Raw genomic sequence first — 16,283 nt, 5'->3', positions numbered from 1 at the left:
ATGAAATCCATTGTTATTAGAGTTGATGCAACAGTTACAACTGGTGCTGGCCATCTCATTCGCTGTTTGGCAATTGCGGAGCAATTAGAGAAATTTAGATTTTCAGTGACTTTATGGGGTGCTATTGATCTTGATATTTCTCATCATTACCGAGTCATTGATTATAGAATTGATGACACATTACCAATATCTACTGAGCTTCTTATCGTTGATAGTTATAGCGAAGATTCCGCGCAGCTTAATTATTATTTTTCCCGTGTGCCTACTGTGGTATTAGATGACGAAAATAATCGAGGTATTTTTAAAGCCACAGCAGTCGTGAACCCGATCGATAGAAATGATTATGAGCGGATAAACTTTCAAAAATGTTTACTTGGCTTTGACTATGCGATACTGAGGCAACAATTTAAGCATGCTTGTCGTAATGAATATAGTCGCCGAAATAGAATATTACTCGTTATGGGAGGAAGTGATTTTGGCGGATTGACGTTACCTATTTGTCAACATTTATCCCAATTTCCTACAATATCATGTCGTTTAGATGTCGTGATTGGTCCAGGCTGTCAAGATAAAGAATTCATCCTTAGCTTTTGTGAGCGAAATGGTATTAAAGTTTACGAAAACGTCGGGAATATAGAAACGTTAATGGCGTGCGCCAAAAGTGCAATTACTGCTGGCGGTGGAACAGTGTTTGAGTTAGCTTACATGGGGGTTCCTAGCTATATGATTGAAATTGCGAGTAATCAGCGTCCAGCTATGACGGTTCTTAAGCAAACAGGTTATTTTGAATCAGGTAGTAAAGAGGATATTGACTTACTTAATAATATTGTTTGTTGGATTGAAGCTGTTGATAAAATGGAATCTAATATTGATGGTCTTTGTAATATTGTTGATGGAAATGGTGCAAAGAGAGTTGCGCAATGTATTTATGATTACCTCATGAAGAAAGAGGGTTAAATGCAAAAAAGTTACACTGCTTATAAAATGACGTTACGGCCAATAGAAATAGCCGACCTAAATAAACTTCGAAAGTGGCGTAATAGCGATGAAATTCGAAGTTTCATGCTCGATCAGTCAGTTATTTCAGAACAACAACAACTTGATTGGTTTTCGTCTCTTGATAGAAAGGTAGATGAAATTCATTTTAGTGTTGATTACAAGGGGAATTGTGTTGGATATGCCAATGTAAAACAGCTTAGAGATACAAATAAATTAAACACTGGTTTGTATATTGGAGACGCCCAATACAGGGGAACTTTTCTGGCCCAGTGTTTAGGTCTTGCTTTATTGGATTATTGTTTCAATGTTCTAAATGTCGATCGAGTTTTTGCACAAGTCCTTGAGGAAAATAATGCAGCGTTGCGTTATAACAGGCTATTTGGATATGAAGTTAGTCATATTGATGCTGGAATAGTTTACATGCAGTTATCAAGTTCTAATTATGAAAGAGAAAAAAAGAAAATCATAAGGTTTATTCGATGAGTATTAACAATAAAAAACTAGTTCAGGTTTTTTCAAGCGCATTAAACATTGACGAACATCTAGTGAATGATGGATTGATGTATAACTCAATTGAGCAGTGGGATTCCACTGCACATATGACGTTAATTGCGGAACTAGAGGATGAATTTGATGTGATGCTGGATACGGATGACATTATCGATATGAATAGTGTTGGTAAGTCTAGAGAAATTTTAATTAAATATGGAATTGGGTTTTCAATTGATTAGTTTGATTGGACAACGAATTCTAATTACAGGTGCTAGTGAAGGAATTGGCAGAGAAATCGCAAAACTAGTGGCTGATTTGGGAGCATCAGTGATAGCTTGCGGTAGAAATATTCAGAGATTGGAAGAGTTGCGTCATTATTCTTCGAATATTTCTATTGAGTGTTTTGATGTTAATGAGCAGTTGGCGATTAAAGAGGTTTTTATCAGGCTGAAAAAAGCAGGGGGGCTGACTGGATTAGTTAATAATGCTGGTGTTATGTCTCAAGCGCCACTTCAGCTAGTGAATAGAGAAACTTTTGAAGACAATTTTTCGACCAACGTGTATTCAATCGTTTCTATGAGTCAGTTTGCAAGCAGATTAATGTCTAAAAAGGGCGGTAGTATAGTGAATATGAGTTCTATTTTAGCAACTAATGCAGTCAAAGGGCAGTTAATTTACAGCGCAACGAAAGCAGCAGTGGAGTCAATTACTAAAACCATGGCACTTGAATTAGCGACTTATAATGTGAGGGTAAATGCAGTCGCACCTGGTGCAGTTGATACTCAGCTTTATGCGCAACTGTCGGAAGAGATAAAAGAGAAAACTGAAAGTGAAATTCCACTGGGCAAACTAATTTCCCCAAAAGATGTGGCACAAGCATGCGCTTATTTACTGAGTAATGAGAGTCGTTTTGTGACGGGAGAGGTGTTAAAAATTGACGGAGGATGGTCACTGTAATGCGAACTAGTTTTCCATTTATTTCTTCGAACAACTTCCCTGATATTGCTCTAATAGAGGAAAGTGGAAATCAGATTACATATAAAGACTTAGCACTGGAGATAGAGAGATGGGAGTCGAAACTTGGCCGTATTAGGTGCTTAATATTATTCAAAATTACATGTGATTTGCGCGCTATTTCACTGTATCTCTTTTGCCTCAAACACAATCATGTAATGTTATTGATTGACGCAAATATGGATGATTCAAAATGTTTGAACATAGCGAATTCATATTGTGTCAATTATATTTATGACGGCGTGTTGAAGGAAATCTCTAGTCAAAGGCATATTCTAGCGGATAATCTCGCTCTCTTACTTAGTACATCGGGCTCTACAGGGTCGTCAAAGTTTGTTGCTTTATCCTATGACAATATTCTTAGCAATGCAGAATCTATTAGCCTAGTGCTAAAGATTGATAAAAATAGTCGGACTATAACTAATCTTCCTTTACATTATTCTTTTGGTTTATCGATACTCAATTCTTATCTGATTTCCGGCGCATCTGTACAGTTAACAGTTTCGTCACCACTAACTTCTCAATTCTGGGAATTAATGAGTCGTAGCAATATCACTAGTATTTCAGGAGTTCCTTTTCATTTTGAAATATTTAAACGACTTCGTATTGCCTCGAAAACGCTTCCCAAATTAAAGGTAGTTACTCAGGCGGGAGGGCGACTTCCTGAGGAAATGTGCGACTACCTCTGTGAGTGGGCAGAGAGAAATGATTTATCCTTTTTTAAAATGTATGGGCAGACAGAGGCTACCGCAAGAATAAGCTGTCTATCCTCTGATAAAGTTTTTGAAAAGAAAAATAGTGTTGGACAGGCAATTCCTAATGGTCGTTTGGTGGTTAGAGATTCAAATAATGCGCTCATACAAGACCCTTTTATCATCGGCGAAATTTGTTACAAAGGCCCTAACGTAATGTTGGGATACTCAACTGAAGTTACTGATTTAGCTTATTTTCCTCATATTGAAGAGCTTAATACAGGTGATTTAGGGTATTTTGATGATGAAGGATATTTTTATATCACTGGGCGGAGTAATCGTTTTTGCAAAGTATCACATCAACGAGTCGACCTAGATGGTATTGAAGAATTACTAAATCAGAATGAATTCGATGTTAAAGTCGGCGAATCTGCTGGAAGGCTAATTATCGCAATAAAATCGCAAGTATCACAGCAAGATATATTGAAACTATTACGCTCTGAAGTAAATGTATTTCATACTCATGTTCGTTTTATTCAATTGCAAGAATGGCCTCGAACTTCGTCGGGAAAGATTGACTATCAATGTATAGAGCGTGCTTATGATGAATAATATAGACGAACTATTCGAATTGGAACCTTATAGCCTTAGGTCAAATGACAAGAACAAATGGCAAGCAGAACAATTACGCTTTTTAAATGAGCATCATAAGCAGCACTGTCCACCATATGGCAACATTATAGCTAATATTTGCCAAAGTCCCTTAGCTAGTTCTCTGGAATCATACCCTTATATTAGTAGTCAATTATTCAAGACGATGAATTTGAGCTCGATTATAGCGGAGGATAAGATTAAAACATTAACGTCCTCTGGTACTTCGGGGGCAAGTTTATCGCGTATTGAGCTTGATGGCATGACAGCAAGACTACAAGCTAAGGCATTAGTCAAAACGCTTCAACCTTTCACTTCAATAAAGCGATTACCAATGCTTATTATTGAACCTCGAAATTTAATAAAAAACCGACTTGAATTTTCAGCGCGAGGTGCTGGAGTTCAAGGAGTCGCGTTAATGGGGCGTGACCATCACTACGCCTTAAATGAGGATATGTCACTAAATTTAGATATTGTTAAGCAGTTTTACGAAAAGTATAAACACCAACGCGTGTTAATTTTTGGTTTTACGTTTATGGTTTGGCGTTATTTTACATCAGCTTTGGGTAAAATGGGGGTGTCTTTTGATTTTATGGATGCAGTGTTATTGCACTCAGGGGGCTGGAAAAAGCTAGAACAAGAGAAGGTGACAGATTCCGAATTTAAGCGGCGATTAGCTAGCGTGCTTGGTTATGTAAAAGTGCACAATTTTTATGGCATGGTTGAACAAACTGGCTCTATTTTTGTGGAATGCGAATATGGCCACTTACATTGCTCGAATTTTAATAATGTGGTTATTCGATGCCAGAAAACGTTAGGAGTGTTGGGTAAATTAGAAAAGGGAATAATTCAGGTGATGTCTATGTTGCCACTTAGTTATCCAGGTCATAATCTATTGACTGAAGATCTTGGAAAATTATTGGGCGAAGATGACTGTCCTTGTGGGAAAAACGGTCGATACTTTAAAGTATATGGCCGCATTAAAAACGCTCAAAACAAGGGATGCAGTAATACCTATGAAGGTTAAGTCATTTGATAGTTCAATTATAAATCAATTACATTTATCGAGTTATCACGAAGCATTTTCTACGGATGTCATGAGCGCTTTGATAGCACTTTCAAGGAAATGGGTAAAAAGTGATAATAGCGAGATTGCGGCATTAGGGTTTTGGCTGCGAAAAAGTAATCTACAAAGAATGAAGGAAGAATTTTCTCGTATTGAACAGGTTCAAAGAGCCGGCACCGTATTTCATATCGCACCGAGTAATGTTGACACAATATTTGCCTATTCATGGGCTCTTTCTTTTCTACTAGGGAATAAAAACTTAGTTAGAATTTCCCAACGTGCACAAGCGACAACACTAATACTATTGAAAGATATAGAGCTTCTTTTTAAATCACAGCAGTTCAATGAATTAGGCAAGGGACAGTTATTTTTCTCTTATAAACATGAAGAGAGTATCAATTTAGAATTGGCTGAACTTTGTGACATTCGAGCTATTTGGGGAGGCGATGATACAGTTGCTAAATTATCAAAAACCAAGTTAAAGAGTGGTGCTCATGATGTTCATTTTCATACCAAATATTCCGCATGTGCGGTTAGCGCACTAAAGGTTAAGAATGCTCCAGAGAGATTTGTTTCGCAACTATTAAGAACAGGCCTAGCTTTCGAACAACAAGCTTGTACTTCTCCAAAGATGATCATTTGGTTTGGTGATGAAAATGATATCGCACAGGCTAAACAAAGAGTTTGTACCGTTTTAGATTCGGATATCGAGTTACCGTTATCGGTTTCTAATATTATTGCTAAAAAACTGAGTTTGGATTTTTCATTTGCCAATGATAGTCAGGCTATTTATTCGGACCCATTTTATCGGTTAAATATTGTAGAATCTCCCATAAATTCAATAACTCAGTTATTGAAAATGCATAGTGGTCAAGGCTTGTTTATTAGCTGTAACGAGAAAGAGTTTCGAACGGTGATGTTTAGTCATTATGATAAGTTTCAAACGTTAGGGCTTTATGGATTGGAACGAGATGAGGTTTTACCCTTGTATACAAATCTCGATTTTTGTCGTTTAGTACCGATGGAAAAAATGCATGAATTTTCTCATCACTGGGATGGGATGAATCTATTGGAGCAATTCTGTGTCAGTCATTAATATTTCAGAATCCAATCAGCACCAGCCGATTTTATCCGTTATTATGCCTGCTTATAATGCTGAAGAGTACATCGCAGCAGCTATAGAAAGTATTTTAAATCAATCTTATCGGAACTTTGTATTTTTGATTTTAAATGATGGCTCCATCGATAATACATTAGAAATCATTAATGAATATCAATTAAAAGATAGTCGTATAAAGGTAATTAGTAGAAAAAATAAAGGTCTGATAGGTTCGTTAAATGAACTTATAGATTGTGTTGAGACTCCTTTAGTCGCAAGAATGGACGCAGATGATATTGTCGCTCCAAATCGATTTGAGCGGCAGCTCGCCTGGTTAGAGGGAAAGAGCGAAAGAACAATTTGCGGTAGTTGGGTTCAAACGACAAATAAATCCAAAGCTATTTGGCACTATAGAGTCGATAGCAATTTCTCAAAAATTTTGTTACTCCTAGGGAAAACCCCTGTATGTCACGCGGCTATTATGACATCTACTTCGTTACTACGAGAATTTCGATATAACTTGTCGGCAGACTATGTCGAAGATTTTGAATTGTTCTCTAGAATGATATTTAACCGAGATATTAGCTTTTTAAATGTGCCAGAGGTTCTTTACTATTACAATCTTCATGATCATTCCATCTGTCATAGCCATGCTGAAAAGCAATTAAAAGATAAGGCAAAGATATTAGCTGCTTTAATAAATAGCCATATTTGTAAAGAGAAAGCTAGTTATATTTCAACCTCGTTAGTTACTGAATTTTTAAGAGTGTCTAATAAATCGACGATAACTATTGACGATTTATCTGTCCTCACTCAATACAGCGAAAAAATTAAATTTGTGCTTGAAACTTTACCTGATGAGTATTTGGTTTTTCGTGAATTACTTTTAAATTCATGTATGAAGTGTGAAGATGAGGACTACGGAAAGGAAGTATATTTGGCTCACTTCAAAGAGCATAGACAATTTTGTTTTATTGGGGAGCGACTCTGGCGTGAGCAAATATAAATGCACGGTCGTTATTACTTGTTTTAATTTACAAGAATATATTGAAGAGGCGGTTCTTAGCGCTCTTACCCAACAAACTCGATTTAAATTTAAAGTTCTCGTCGGGGACGATTGTTCAAGTGATAATAGCTGTGAAATTCTACAACAATTGGAGCAACGCTATTCGAATCTAGATGTAGTCTATAGAAAACAAAATGTGGGGACTGCCGCAAATGTTATTGATCTGTATCGCAGAGTTGATACTGATTATGTCGTGCATTTAGACGGCGATGATTTAATGTTATCTAACAGGATTGAGAGAACGTTAGCAGAATTAGAAGCTAATAGTGAGATCGATTTGGTGTGCTGTGAATTGTCAAAAGTTGACGAGCAAGATATTCCATTAGCAGGGCAGCATTATTCCGAACATTATCATTTTGGAAAATTTAAAGATGGATTTCGGTTTGAAGATTTAATTGAATTGGGGAGTTTTATCCTACCTAGTTCAATATCCTTTCGCGCATCTTTAATTCAAAATGTTTCTGTCTGTCCTGAGATTCGAGTTATTGACGACTATTTGCGTAATCTGCAGTTAATGGCGTCTGCAAATCGCGGCATTGTGTTGAAATATCCACTGAGTTGTTATCGGATTCGCGATAGTGGCAGTACTGGGTTAACTAAGTTTTCCGTTGAGAGACGTGAACAGTGCAAAATAGATATGATCTTGGCAAGAAACATAATGAGTGAGAGCCATAGTGTTGATAGTCAATCCTTGAGAAAAGGGATCGCGGGAGAGTACTTCTCTGCGAGTCTTTATTATTTAAGAGCTAACAACATAGAGCTCTTCAAAAAAAATCTTCGTTGCGCTGTAAAACTAAGGCGTTTCAGTATGCCACTCAAGTATTGGGGAATTTTTTTATTGCAAATCAGCCCACAAATGTGCCGAAAAATTATGAGTTATCGATAAAACAAGGCTATTTAAGCCCCATTAATAATCCTATCAACAGTAAACTATATATAAAAGTTTTTAGCGTTTCTTACCAAAATCATAAGTTTTGATGTTTATTCTATCGCAAAGTTTAGAGTTAGGATTGGCTATTAATAGTTCAATTCCTTTCTCCTTGAGGTATACATTTTTTAAAATGTTAAGGTACTGGTCCAGCGGTAAAATTTTTCTATCGCTTGCATATTTTTCGTTCATGGAAGGATGGAGTTTTTCTTGGCTCTTATCAAACGGCAGATTTTTTAAATCTTCTTGAACAGTGTATTTCGCATCTCGCTCTGCTTGTGTTTTTCCGTTTTCCCAGAAATAATCTAGTCCGTCGAGGTCAACGCCTATCAAAACTATTTGTTTAGGGTTATATTGAGCTGCGAGTGTAACTGCGGCATCTAAACAGCTTGCATGATGCATTGTAATTAATTGTTTCGATTTAGCATATCTTAAGTGAAACGCCGCTAGTAATTCTTTGTCATTCGTTGGTAATGTTTTAGGACTAAAGTAAAATAGGTTATTTGAGTTTCGAAACTGCTGACTTGCATCAACAACGTGTCTTATTTGCAGTACGTTTATTTGTTTTTGATTTTTGTCTAAACAATAATCGTTAAACAATTTAACTGCGTTTGCCGAAGCACCGAGTTCAACTATATTAATATTTGGCGAGTAGTGTTGATTGACAAAAAAATAACTAACACCTATTCCTAGATGTTTACTAATAATATTCCATTGTTCGGCCGTTATGTTATTGACACTTTGTCCGCATCCAAGGACAAATATAGTATTGGTATCTTTATTATTAAATTTTGGTAGTTGTTTAAACTGTTGACCGTAGTGCAGATTAATTTCTTTACTAAATAGGGCTGCTAAAAAGTTATCCCACAAAACAGGTGCTAGTTTATTTGCAGGAAACTTTTTTTTGAGTACAACTATCGAAAATACAGGAGATAGTAGTTTAATTATTCGAAATAATGTCCGACTACAGCGTTTAAATAATGGCGTTTTAAATCTTGGTTCCATAAATGTCTAAATGAAACCTTTTGAATGATATAACGATAGTGCTGTTTCAAATGCCAAAATTACTTTGTCAATGTCATTGACTGAGTGTGCAGTAGATAGATATATAATTCTATTACTACCAATATAAACGCCTAACCTTCTTAGATGTGAGAAAAAATCAGCTTGTTCACTCCACTCTAATTCAAGTAAATCTCGTTCTTTTCGACTTCGTATAGAAACATCGGTGAATATGAGCCGATTGAATGATCCTATGCCTATGAGCTTTGCCTTAATTGAGTGGTTAATACAGAATTCATTAATACTAGAGCGTAAATAATTTGATGATTGTTCGAGTTCAAGATAACAATACTTATTATTAATTAAATAAGAAGTAGTAGCTAAGCACGCGGCCATAGATAAAGGGTTTGCAGAAAATGTCCCTCCCATAAAAACGGGTGAGTGAGTACTCTTAATCGTAGACATTACTTCTGGTGTGCCTGCGACTATGCCTAAAGGTAGCCCACCTCCAATTGATTTTCCATAGGTTGCAAGATCCGCCTTAATATTGAAGTATTCTTGTGCTCCGCCTAAAGCTAAACGAGCACCGGTAATCACTTCATCAAAACATAGGAGAATTTTATTGTGAGTACAAAACTCTCTCAATTGATTTAAGAATTCATCGATTTTTGATTGTGGATTCGAACCTTGCACAGGTTCAATGATTACTAGTGAGAGTTCGGTTTTGAATTTGTCTAATATTTCGAAAGCATAGGGATCATTGTAAGGTAATAAAACTACGTGCTCATCTAATGAGTCGAGCATGCCCGACGATTTTCTTTTCAATGAAGGTTCATTAGATTCATTGTCGTAGTCTTCTTCGTAGAGAAGAAAATCATGTGAACCGTGCCAACTTCCACTAAACATAGCAACTTTAGATTTTTTATTATAAGCGCGGGCAATTCTGAGTGCTCTGAGTGTTGCTTCAGAGCCTGTACTACAAAATACAAAATCCGAATACCATGGCATCATCGCGTGTAGATTCTCTGCACACTGGTACGTTAATTTGTTTGGAATTGTGTAAATGCTTCCACGCATTAACTGTTGGGTTATTGCCGTTGTTATAAAAGGTGGCTGATGGCCTAATAAACAACAGCCTCCTCCCATTGAGAGGTCGATATAAGCATTATTATCTTCATCAAAAATCTTGGATCCATCGGCATTTGTGCAGTGAAAGTCAACTTCATTGAAAGCTGATGAGTAACCTTCATTGAGGACGTTGATACTGTTCATTTTTAAAGTCCTTTACTTCTTAGGTGCGTAATACTCACGCCAAATGAGCTCTTGTTCTTTGCCATGGAGAGTGCCATCAGCATTGCATTTATTACAGGGAGGAAGTTTTCTATTCCCTTTTGCCAAGGATTGTCTATAACGTTTTAACTGTTTCGAATCCCACACGTCAAAAATTGTATCAAAAGCCAAGTTTCCAGTTCTTATACGCCGATTCCAGTCTTGAGGGCAGAGAAATACGTCACCATTCCAATCCACCATCATAGAATAATGTGGGTAGTAACATGGCTTACATGCATCGACCTCAATTGGGGTACCAAAACTTATAGTGCCACCGCGATTGGTCAGTTTTAGTCCAAAGTCCTCTTCTTCGCTGTACCATCGATCTCTTAAAATAAATTTATCAGAGCTTATCTCATTTTCTGAAAATAGATTATTAAATTGAGTCAGTTGCTCAGGACCGTCATATAAGCTTAAAATAATTTTATCAATCCCACTCGAAATTAGTTTCTTCAGCGTTTTATCATTGAGAAAGTCACCATTAGTTGTTATCTCAACATTACAGAATTCTGAAAAGAGTGAAATCATATCGTATATCTTTGGCGACAACATTGGTTCACCGTAGCCAGCAAGCATTATCGTGCCTTTGAAATTACTTTCTCTTAACTCTTTAGCTATCTTCTTATAAAGTGCTGGTTGCATAAAAAATGGTTGATCCGGAGCTATGCTGTCATCAGATTTAGGACAAAATGTGCACTTTCTATTACAGGTGTCTATTGGGCTAAGCTCAATCCAACTTGGTGCAGGTGCACCGTTGTCTAATTTGGAAATGTTGTCGTTAACTAGTTTATCGACACGTTTTAGATTTTTAAGAATAGTTGGATGCATAGTGATTCAATATTACTCTTGATTCTTGCGGGCGACAATTATACAAAAACCTGTATGTTCAGTTTGTAACGGTAAGAACTCAGTTTCTTTTTGATGGTAATAATGTTTATTGAAATTTGGCAGCGTGCTGTCAAATAGATTCAATAGTTCATTTTTAGGTAGTTCATTAATATGATATGGATTGGTAACGTAAGGCTCTCCATCTTTAAATCTTAACATCGGAGAGGACGCTACCAATATACCGCCAGGTTTCAACCAATCACCAATCTTCTTTAAGTAGTTTCTGCACACATCATAAGGGATGTGCTCCAGTGTCTCAAAGCTGACGACCACATCTATGCTATTATTATCGTAGTTTAATTGTTCGATATCTGAGCAGTTAAATTCTTTTACGCTGTCGCCGTAATTCTTTTTCGCATAATTAATTGAACGAGCATTTAGGTCTATACCAATAATGTTCTTACTTTTACCCGCCAAAATTTTGCTGCCGTAACCAGAGCCGCAAGCTCCGTCGAGTACTAAATCATCTGCTTTTATAAAACTTCTAGCGAATTTGTATCGCGCCATATGCCTCAGTTCGTTGTCTGACAAATCCTGATTATCTAGATTGATAAATAGCTGCTCTGGCGACAGAGATTTGGCTATGTTGTGATAACTTACTAAGCCTATAACGTTATTGGTGTCATCGACTATCGGTAATTGATTTATTTCTGAATCAGTCATTTGGGTGAAAACATCAGAAACCTGAGCAGACGCATAGGTGAATTTTGGAGATTTATTCATAATGTCGTTAACGGTCACTACTTTAATATTCGTGTGGTTCGCTATGGCTCTACGAATATCTCCATCGGTAATTATCCCGACGAGTTTGTGATTTTTATCGATAACTATATTACATCCCGTATGGGTAAGGGATTGCGATTCAATAATTTTATGAACGAATTCATCAGAATAACAACAAATTCTATTATCCAGATTTTCGAGAATTTCAGAAATGCGCATACAAAATAATCACCTTGAATTAAGTATGAGAGAATATTATCTTTCATATTGATTTATAAATAGATTATGAGGTAAAACTAACACAACTCGTGGTAATTTGACAGCGTGGAATTAGTTGTTCGTACCCTTCTGTAGAATATATATGGTGGAATCAGTGAATATAAAAAATGACAAAAATTACGATAAGGAATGGTTGTTAGATAAAGAATTTTGGATGTGTTGTTTTTTAGATTATTCAAGAATGGGAAAGCAAAGATGGCACAACAATCCGTTAATTAAATATAATCAAGATGTTAAGTATCTTTTGGATAATGACTTTGCTTTATTCAAGTATATCTTCTCACATATAAATAAGCCTAGTATTACGTTAAAAGAATCAATTACTAACGAAGCATTCGGTGTGCATTTCTCACATTTGTTATCAGAAGATAATTTATTCTTGCCCCAATTTAATGACACTAAAATTAATAGTTACGGTTTTCATAAGTTTAAATTTAAAGTCGAAAACTTAGAATCTATTAAAGCTAAGCTAAAGCAGACGATGAATGATTCTTTAGCATCCCTAAATCAAGATTCAAGACAATTAAATGTCTATCCTGCTGAAGGTCGTAAACGTTTAGTTTGGGAAGCGAATTCGATTCCTTCATTTTTGAATGACTTGGTTAGTGATGTATTAACTCACGAAATCTTAAGTAGTTACTTTAATTGTGAATATAGGTTGTTGCCCGAATTTAGTGTTTTGTATGAGGAATTAGAAGCTCCAGCGGGATATAGTATGGATAGATTCTGGCACGTTGACAATATTGGTGAGTTTGTGAAAATCATGCTACCTCTGGAAGATATTAAGAACGATTGCGGCCCAATGCTCGTTGTACCTAGCTCCCATCATCCTGAACAAAGTAATTCACTACTTTGGTCCGAATATCACAGGATTTTTAGAACCTCAAATATCTATACTAGCACAGCAACTTTTTTATCCGATTTCATTGCGACTAGCCAGGATATAGCACCGTTAGCAATGACAATGGATGTCGGAGAAGCATTGGCTTTTCATGGTAGATTAATTCATACAGCAACTCCTTGTAAAATTAATAAATCACGGAAAACTCTAGTGCTTGTAATACGCCCATTTGATAGTAAATTCCAATCATTTAGAACATTCGCTAGTGCGTATTAGTCATTAATTAAACGATAGGCTAATTCTGCTTTCTTCCAATCATTTAATGTATCGATATCTTGTGCTCGGAAGCTAGGAATTAAATAGGGGGTACACTTTTCATTGAAGATGGATGAGTCTAATTTGAAGGCGTTAGGTTTACCCCAATAAAATTGACCTGCATCATGTATCGCTTGTGGCAGGTCTTGAGAGCGCTTATTTATACTCTGTTCAAAAATTGGGGTTACATTCCCATTGCTGGAGGGCTTTAAGGCTCGCCAAATTGGAAAGTCATACTCTACGGCGCAGAAAACTATATCACAATCGGAATTATTATATTGTTGTTGGGCCGTTTGAAGAGTTTCTTTCGTCAGTAGTGGCGATGTTGCATAAATTAAACAAACATTCGAAATGGTAATGTTACAACTCTTGTACCATTCAACTGTGTGTTTAACGACCGCATTGGTTCCAATAAAATCATCTGCCAATTCTTTTGGTCGCATAAAGGGGCATTCTGCACCGTATTTTCTTGCAACCTCAGCAATTTCTTCATCATCGGTTGAGACTATTACCTTGTCGAATAGGCCGCTTTCAAGGGCGGTTTCTATGGAGTAGGCAATGATTGGTTTGCCGCAAAAGTCTTTGATGTTTTTGCGGGGAATTCTTTTGCTACCGCCGCGTGCTGGGATAATGGCGATGTTCATGAGCACAAGTTCTCTTTAATGATATTGATGACTTTGTCTTGTTCAGCTTTATTTATATCAGCGAATACTGGTAAGGATATTCCACAGTCAGACGCCTGATTGGCTATTGGGTAATCGTAGTTGTTAAAACCTAGCTCTCGATAATAGGGTTGTGATGCGATATTCATATAATGAAGCTGGACCCAAATGTTATTTTCTCGAAGTTTGTCGAACAGAGTTTTACGCTGTTCTTTTGGCACTTGGATAACGAATAAGTGATTAGCGGAAGTTGAATTGTCATTCGCTTCCAACCAAGTGCAAATGCCTTGCAATGATGCTTGATAGTACTCTACAGCGTCAGCTCGTTGATGTTGCATCTCGCCGAACTTGTTTAGTTGTGATAGTCCAAGTGCGGCATGAATGTCACTCATACGGTAATTGAAACCTAATAGCTGTTGCTCGTGATACCAGTCACCTACTGATTGCTCAACAAAGCGCTCAGGATCTTTGGTAATTCCATGGCTAGCGAGTAGTCTCATCGTACTGGCAAGTTCAGCAGATTGGGTTAATGCCATGCCGCCTTCAGCGGTGGTAAGGTTTTTCACTGCATGAAAGCTAAATACAGTAATATCACTATAGTCACATTTTCCAATTGGTGAATTTTCATAAGATGCACCTAATGCGTGGCAGGCATCTTCAATGACTTTAAAGTTATATTGCTGAGCTAATTTAGCAAGCTTAGCTAAATCGCAAGGTGCTCCGCATAAATGAACGACAATGATCACTTTGGGCAGACAATTATCGAGTTTGGCTTGCGCTAATTTGCGCGCTAACTCCTCCATATCCATATTGCCGCTGTGCGGTTCAACATCAACAAAGTCGACATGGGCGCCGCAATAGAGTGCGCAGTTACTGCTAGCAACGAAGCTTATGGGACTCGTCCACACATAGTCTCCACGTGATACGCCAAGCGCTAAACAAGCGATATGAAGGGCGCTGGTCCCTGAATTAGTCGCTATTGCGTGTTTAGCTTCCACATGATGGGCAATTGCCTGCTCAAACTCTGTAACTTTTGCGCCTTGCGTAAGATGTGTGGAGCGTAAAACGTCTACGACAGCTGCAATATCGTCTTCACAAATGTGTTGTTTAGAATAGGGGATCATGATTGCTTATTTAATGCGATTAGCTGTTCAACGGTAAGAAAATCATAGTTGTTTGATGAATTGTACTCAAAATCTTCGTCAACTAAGGTGCCCCGTTCACCTTTGGCGTTTTGACTAAAGTCATTGCCACGACTGGTAAAAGTTATAGATGGCGCAATGACATAGTGATCTTCATATTCGAATGTGTGATAAGCATCATCTTCTGGGCACATGACTTCATGAAGCTTCTCACCTGGACGGATCCCAACGACTTTTTGTTCCATATTGGGCGCAATTGCTGTCGCGAGTTCTGGAATGCGCACAGAAGGGATCTTGGGAACAAATAACTCTCCACCCAACATGCGATAAAAGCTACTAAATACAAAATCGATTGCTTGGTCTAGTTTAAGCCAAAAACGCGTCATTTTAGGGTGGGTAATCGGTAGAAATTCGGCATTTTCATTGCGAAGCTTTTCAAAGAAAGGAACCACAGAGCCACGAGAGCCGACTACATTGCCGTAGCGAACTACCGAGAAAATAGTGTCCGTACCGCCAGCCATATTATTGGCTGCAATAAAGAGTTTATCGGATGCTAGTTTTGTCGCACCATAAAGATTGATTGGGTTGGCAGCTTTGTCGGTAGACAGTGCTATTACTTTGGATACACCACAATCAAGCGCTGCATTAATTACGTTCTCTGCGCCATTAATATTGGTTTTTATACATTCCATCGGATTGTATTCTGCTGCTGGAACTTGCTTTAGCGCAGCGGCATGGACCACAAAATCTACGCCACTCATAGCCCGTCTTAAGCGGTCCTTATCTCTTACATCGCCAATAAAGTAGCGCATGCAAGGTGCATCAAACACTTGGTGCATTTCAAACTGTTTGAGTTCGTCGCGGGAGAAAATAATGACTTTTTTAGGTTTGTAACGACTAAGGAGAACTTCGACAAATTTTTTACCAAAAGAGCCTGTGCCACCAGTGATAAGGATAGTTTTATTCGTGAACATTAATGCTCCGGATCAGAAAATTATTGTTATTTTTTGATTTGTTGTGCCACGGCAAAAAAGGCGGGTGTAAAAACTAAAACTATCAGCTACACTAGCCGTCAATAAATTGACTATTGCTATG

At 37.3% G+C, this 16,283-nt stretch carries 17 protein-coding genes; 10 read left to right on the top strand and 7 right to left on the bottom strand.

All coding sequences use genetic code 11. The features are described from left to right. Genes MHM98_RS01880 through MHM98_RS01840 form a run of 9 tightly spaced genes read left to right on the top strand, consistent with a single transcriptional unit; the run spans position 1 to position 7,965 of the window. A complete protein-coding gene (locus MHM98_RS01880) occupies positions 1 to 957 on the top strand; it encodes a hypothetical protein (RefSeq protein WP_239437493.1) in 957 nt (318 codons plus the stop codon). Further along, on the top strand, positions 958 to 1,482 hold the full coding sequence (locus MHM98_RS01875; RefSeq protein WP_239437492.1) for a GNAT family N-acetyltransferase: 525 nt from the start codon (positions 958 to 960) through the stop codon (positions 1,480 to 1,482). Next, positions 1,479 to 1,730, top strand: coding sequence for an acyl carrier protein (locus MHM98_RS01870; protein WP_239437491.1), 252 nt, complete (start codon positions 1,479 to 1,481; stop codon positions 1,728 to 1,730). The genes MHM98_RS01875 and MHM98_RS01870 overlap by 4 nt, the downstream gene beginning before the upstream one ends. Continuing rightward, a complete protein-coding gene (locus MHM98_RS01865) occupies positions 1,723 to 2,448 on the top strand; it encodes an SDR family NAD(P)-dependent oxidoreductase (RefSeq protein ID WP_239437490.1) in 726 nt (241 codons plus the stop codon). Before MHM98_RS01870 ends, MHM98_RS01865 begins: the two co-directional genes overlap by 8 nt. Next, a complete protein-coding gene (locus MHM98_RS01860) occupies positions 2,448 to 3,809 on the top strand; it encodes an AMP-binding protein (RefSeq protein WP_239437489.1) in 1,362 nt (453 codons plus the stop codon). The genes MHM98_RS01865 and MHM98_RS01860 overlap by 1 nt, the downstream gene beginning before the upstream one ends. Then, positions 3,799 to 4,875: an acyl-protein synthetase gene (locus MHM98_RS01855; protein WP_239437487.1), complete on the top strand. Its 1,077-nt coding sequence runs from the start codon at positions 3,799 to 3,801 to the stop codon at positions 4,873 to 4,875. Before MHM98_RS01860 ends, MHM98_RS01855 begins: the two co-directional genes overlap by 11 nt. Then, positions 4,820 to 6,010 carry an acyl-CoA reductase gene (locus MHM98_RS01850; RefSeq protein WP_239437485.1) on the top strand — a complete coding sequence of 397 codons (1,191 nt, stop codon included), beginning with the start codon at positions 4,820 to 4,822 and terminating at the stop codon, positions 6,008 to 6,010. The genes MHM98_RS01855 and MHM98_RS01850 overlap by 56 nt, the downstream gene beginning before the upstream one ends. Beyond that, a complete protein-coding gene (locus MHM98_RS01845; RefSeq protein WP_239437484.1) occupies positions 5,997 to 7,019 on the top strand; it encodes a glycosyltransferase family 2 protein in 1,023 nt (340 codons plus the stop codon). Before MHM98_RS01850 ends, MHM98_RS01845 begins: the two co-directional genes overlap by 14 nt. Next, positions 7,006 to 7,965, top strand: coding sequence for a glycosyltransferase family A protein (locus MHM98_RS01840; protein WP_239437482.1), 960 nt, complete (start codon positions 7,006 to 7,008; stop codon positions 7,963 to 7,965). Before MHM98_RS01845 ends, MHM98_RS01840 begins: the two co-directional genes overlap by 14 nt. A 60-nt stretch (positions 7,966 to 8,025) precedes the next feature. Here MHM98_RS01840 and MHM98_RS01835 read toward each other — a convergent pair whose 3' ends face one another. Genes MHM98_RS01835 through MHM98_RS01820 form a run of 4 tightly spaced genes read right to left on the bottom strand, consistent with a single transcriptional unit; the run spans position 8,026 to position 12,168 of the window. Further along, complete coding sequence (locus tag MHM98_RS01835; RefSeq protein ID WP_239437481.1) at positions 8,026 to 9,012, bottom strand: hypothetical protein; 987 nt, start codon at positions 9,010 to 9,012, stop codon at positions 8,026 to 8,028. Between the two features lie 6 nt (positions 9,013 to 9,018). Then, positions 9,019 to 10,281, bottom strand: a complete 1,263-nt coding sequence (locus MHM98_RS01830; RefSeq protein WP_239437480.1) for an aminotransferase class III-fold pyridoxal phosphate-dependent enzyme — start codon at positions 10,279 to 10,281, stop codon at positions 9,019 to 9,021. Between the two features lie 12 nt (positions 10,282 to 10,293). Next, positions 10,294 to 11,166 (bottom strand): radical SAM/SPASM domain-containing protein, encoded by an 873-nt coding sequence (locus tag MHM98_RS01825; protein ID WP_239437477.1) that lies wholly within the window; start codon positions 11,164 to 11,166, stop codon positions 10,294 to 10,296. 12 nt (positions 11,167 to 11,178) lie between these two features. After that, a complete protein-coding gene (locus MHM98_RS01820; RefSeq protein WP_239437475.1) occupies positions 11,179 to 12,168 on the bottom strand; it encodes a methyltransferase domain-containing protein in 990 nt (329 codons plus the stop codon). 154 nt (positions 12,169 to 12,322) lie between these two features. Between MHM98_RS01820 and MHM98_RS18905 the strand changes: the two genes are divergently transcribed. Beyond that, positions 12,323 to 13,345, top strand: coding sequence for a phytanoyl-CoA dioxygenase family protein (locus MHM98_RS18905; RefSeq protein ID WP_239437473.1), 1,023 nt, complete (start codon positions 12,323 to 12,325; stop codon positions 13,343 to 13,345). Here MHM98_RS18905 and pseF read toward each other — a convergent pair. From pseF to pseB, 3 genes are read right to left on the bottom strand one after another with little or no spacing between them, the layout of a single operon-like run. Then, positions 13,342 to 14,028, bottom strand: a complete 687-nt coding sequence (gene pseF / locus MHM98_RS01810) for a pseudaminic acid cytidylyltransferase (protein WP_239437471.1) — start codon at positions 14,026 to 14,028, stop codon at positions 13,342 to 13,344. The two genes, MHM98_RS18905 and pseF, sit on opposite strands and share 4 nt — an antisense overlap. Next, entirely contained in the window at positions 14,025 to 15,170 is a 1,146-nt protein-coding gene (gene pseC / locus MHM98_RS01805; protein ID WP_239437464.1) for a UDP-4-amino-4,6-dideoxy-N-acetyl-beta-L-altrosamine transaminase, read from the bottom strand. The genes pseF and pseC overlap by 4 nt, the downstream gene beginning before the upstream one ends. After that, positions 15,167 to 16,162, bottom strand: a complete 996-nt coding sequence (pseB, locus tag MHM98_RS01800) for a UDP-N-acetylglucosamine 4,6-dehydratase (inverting) (protein WP_239437462.1) — start codon at positions 16,160 to 16,162, stop codon at positions 15,167 to 15,169. Before pseB ends, pseC begins: the two co-directional genes overlap by 4 nt. Positions 16,163 to 16,283: the final 121 nt, after the last annotated feature.

It is taken from the genome of Psychrobium sp. MM17-31 (genome assembly GCF_022347785.1).
Lineage (GTDB): Bacteria > Pseudomonadota > Gammaproteobacteria > Enterobacterales > Psychrobiaceae > Psychrobium.
Note: the sequence above shows the minus strand (reverse complement) of the source record. Positions and strands in the feature narration are given on the sequence as shown.

What these genes read in the sequence shown, in the direction of transcription:
- MHM98_RS01835 (WP_239437481.1), bottom strand. Translation starts at nt 9,012, where the DNA reads ATGGAACCAAGATTTAAAACGCCATTATTTAAACGCTGTAGTCGGACA.
- MHM98_RS01855 (WP_239437487.1), top strand. Translation starts at nt 3,799, where the DNA reads ATGATGAATAATATAGACGAACTATTCGAATTGGAACCTTATAGCCTT.
- MHM98_RS01850 (WP_239437485.1), top strand. Translation starts at nt 4,820, where the DNA reads ATGGCCGCATTAAAAACGCTCAAAACAAGGGATGCAGTAATACCTATG.
- MHM98_RS01860 (WP_239437489.1), top strand. Translation starts at nt 2,448, where the DNA reads ATGCGAACTAGTTTTCCATTTATTTCTTCGAACAACTTCCCTGATATT.
- MHM98_RS01825 (WP_239437477.1), bottom strand. Translation starts at nt 11,166, where the DNA reads ATGCATCCAACTATTCTTAAAAATCTAAAACGTGTCGATAAACTAGTT.
- MHM98_RS01820 (WP_239437475.1), bottom strand. Translation starts at nt 12,168, where the DNA reads ATGCGCATTTCTGAAATTCTCGAAAATCTGGATAATAGAATTTGTTGT.
- MHM98_RS01880 (WP_239437493.1), top strand. Translation starts at nt 1, where the DNA reads ATGAAATCCATTGTTATTAGAGTTGATGCAACAGTTACAACTGGTGCT.
- pseC (WP_239437464.1), bottom strand. Translation starts at nt 15,170, where the DNA reads ATGATCCCCTATTCTAAACAACACATTTGTGAAGACGATATTGCAGCT.
- MHM98_RS01870 (WP_239437491.1), top strand. Translation starts at nt 1,479, where the DNA reads ATGAGTATTAACAATAAAAAACTAGTTCAGGTTTTTTCAAGCGCATTA.
- MHM98_RS01875 (WP_239437492.1), top strand. Translation starts at nt 958, where the DNA reads ATGCAAAAAAGTTACACTGCTTATAAAATGACGTTACGGCCAATAGAA.
- MHM98_RS01830 (WP_239437480.1), bottom strand. Translation starts at nt 10,281, where the DNA reads ATGAACAGTATCAACGTCCTCAATGAAGGTTACTCATCAGCTTTCAAT.
- pseB (WP_239437462.1), bottom strand. Translation starts at nt 16,162, where the DNA reads ATGTTCACGAATAAAACTATCCTTATCACTGGTGGCACAGGCTCTTTT.
- pseF (WP_239437471.1), bottom strand. Translation starts at nt 14,028, where the DNA reads ATGAACATCGCCATTATCCCAGCACGCGGCGGTAGCAAAAGAATTCCC.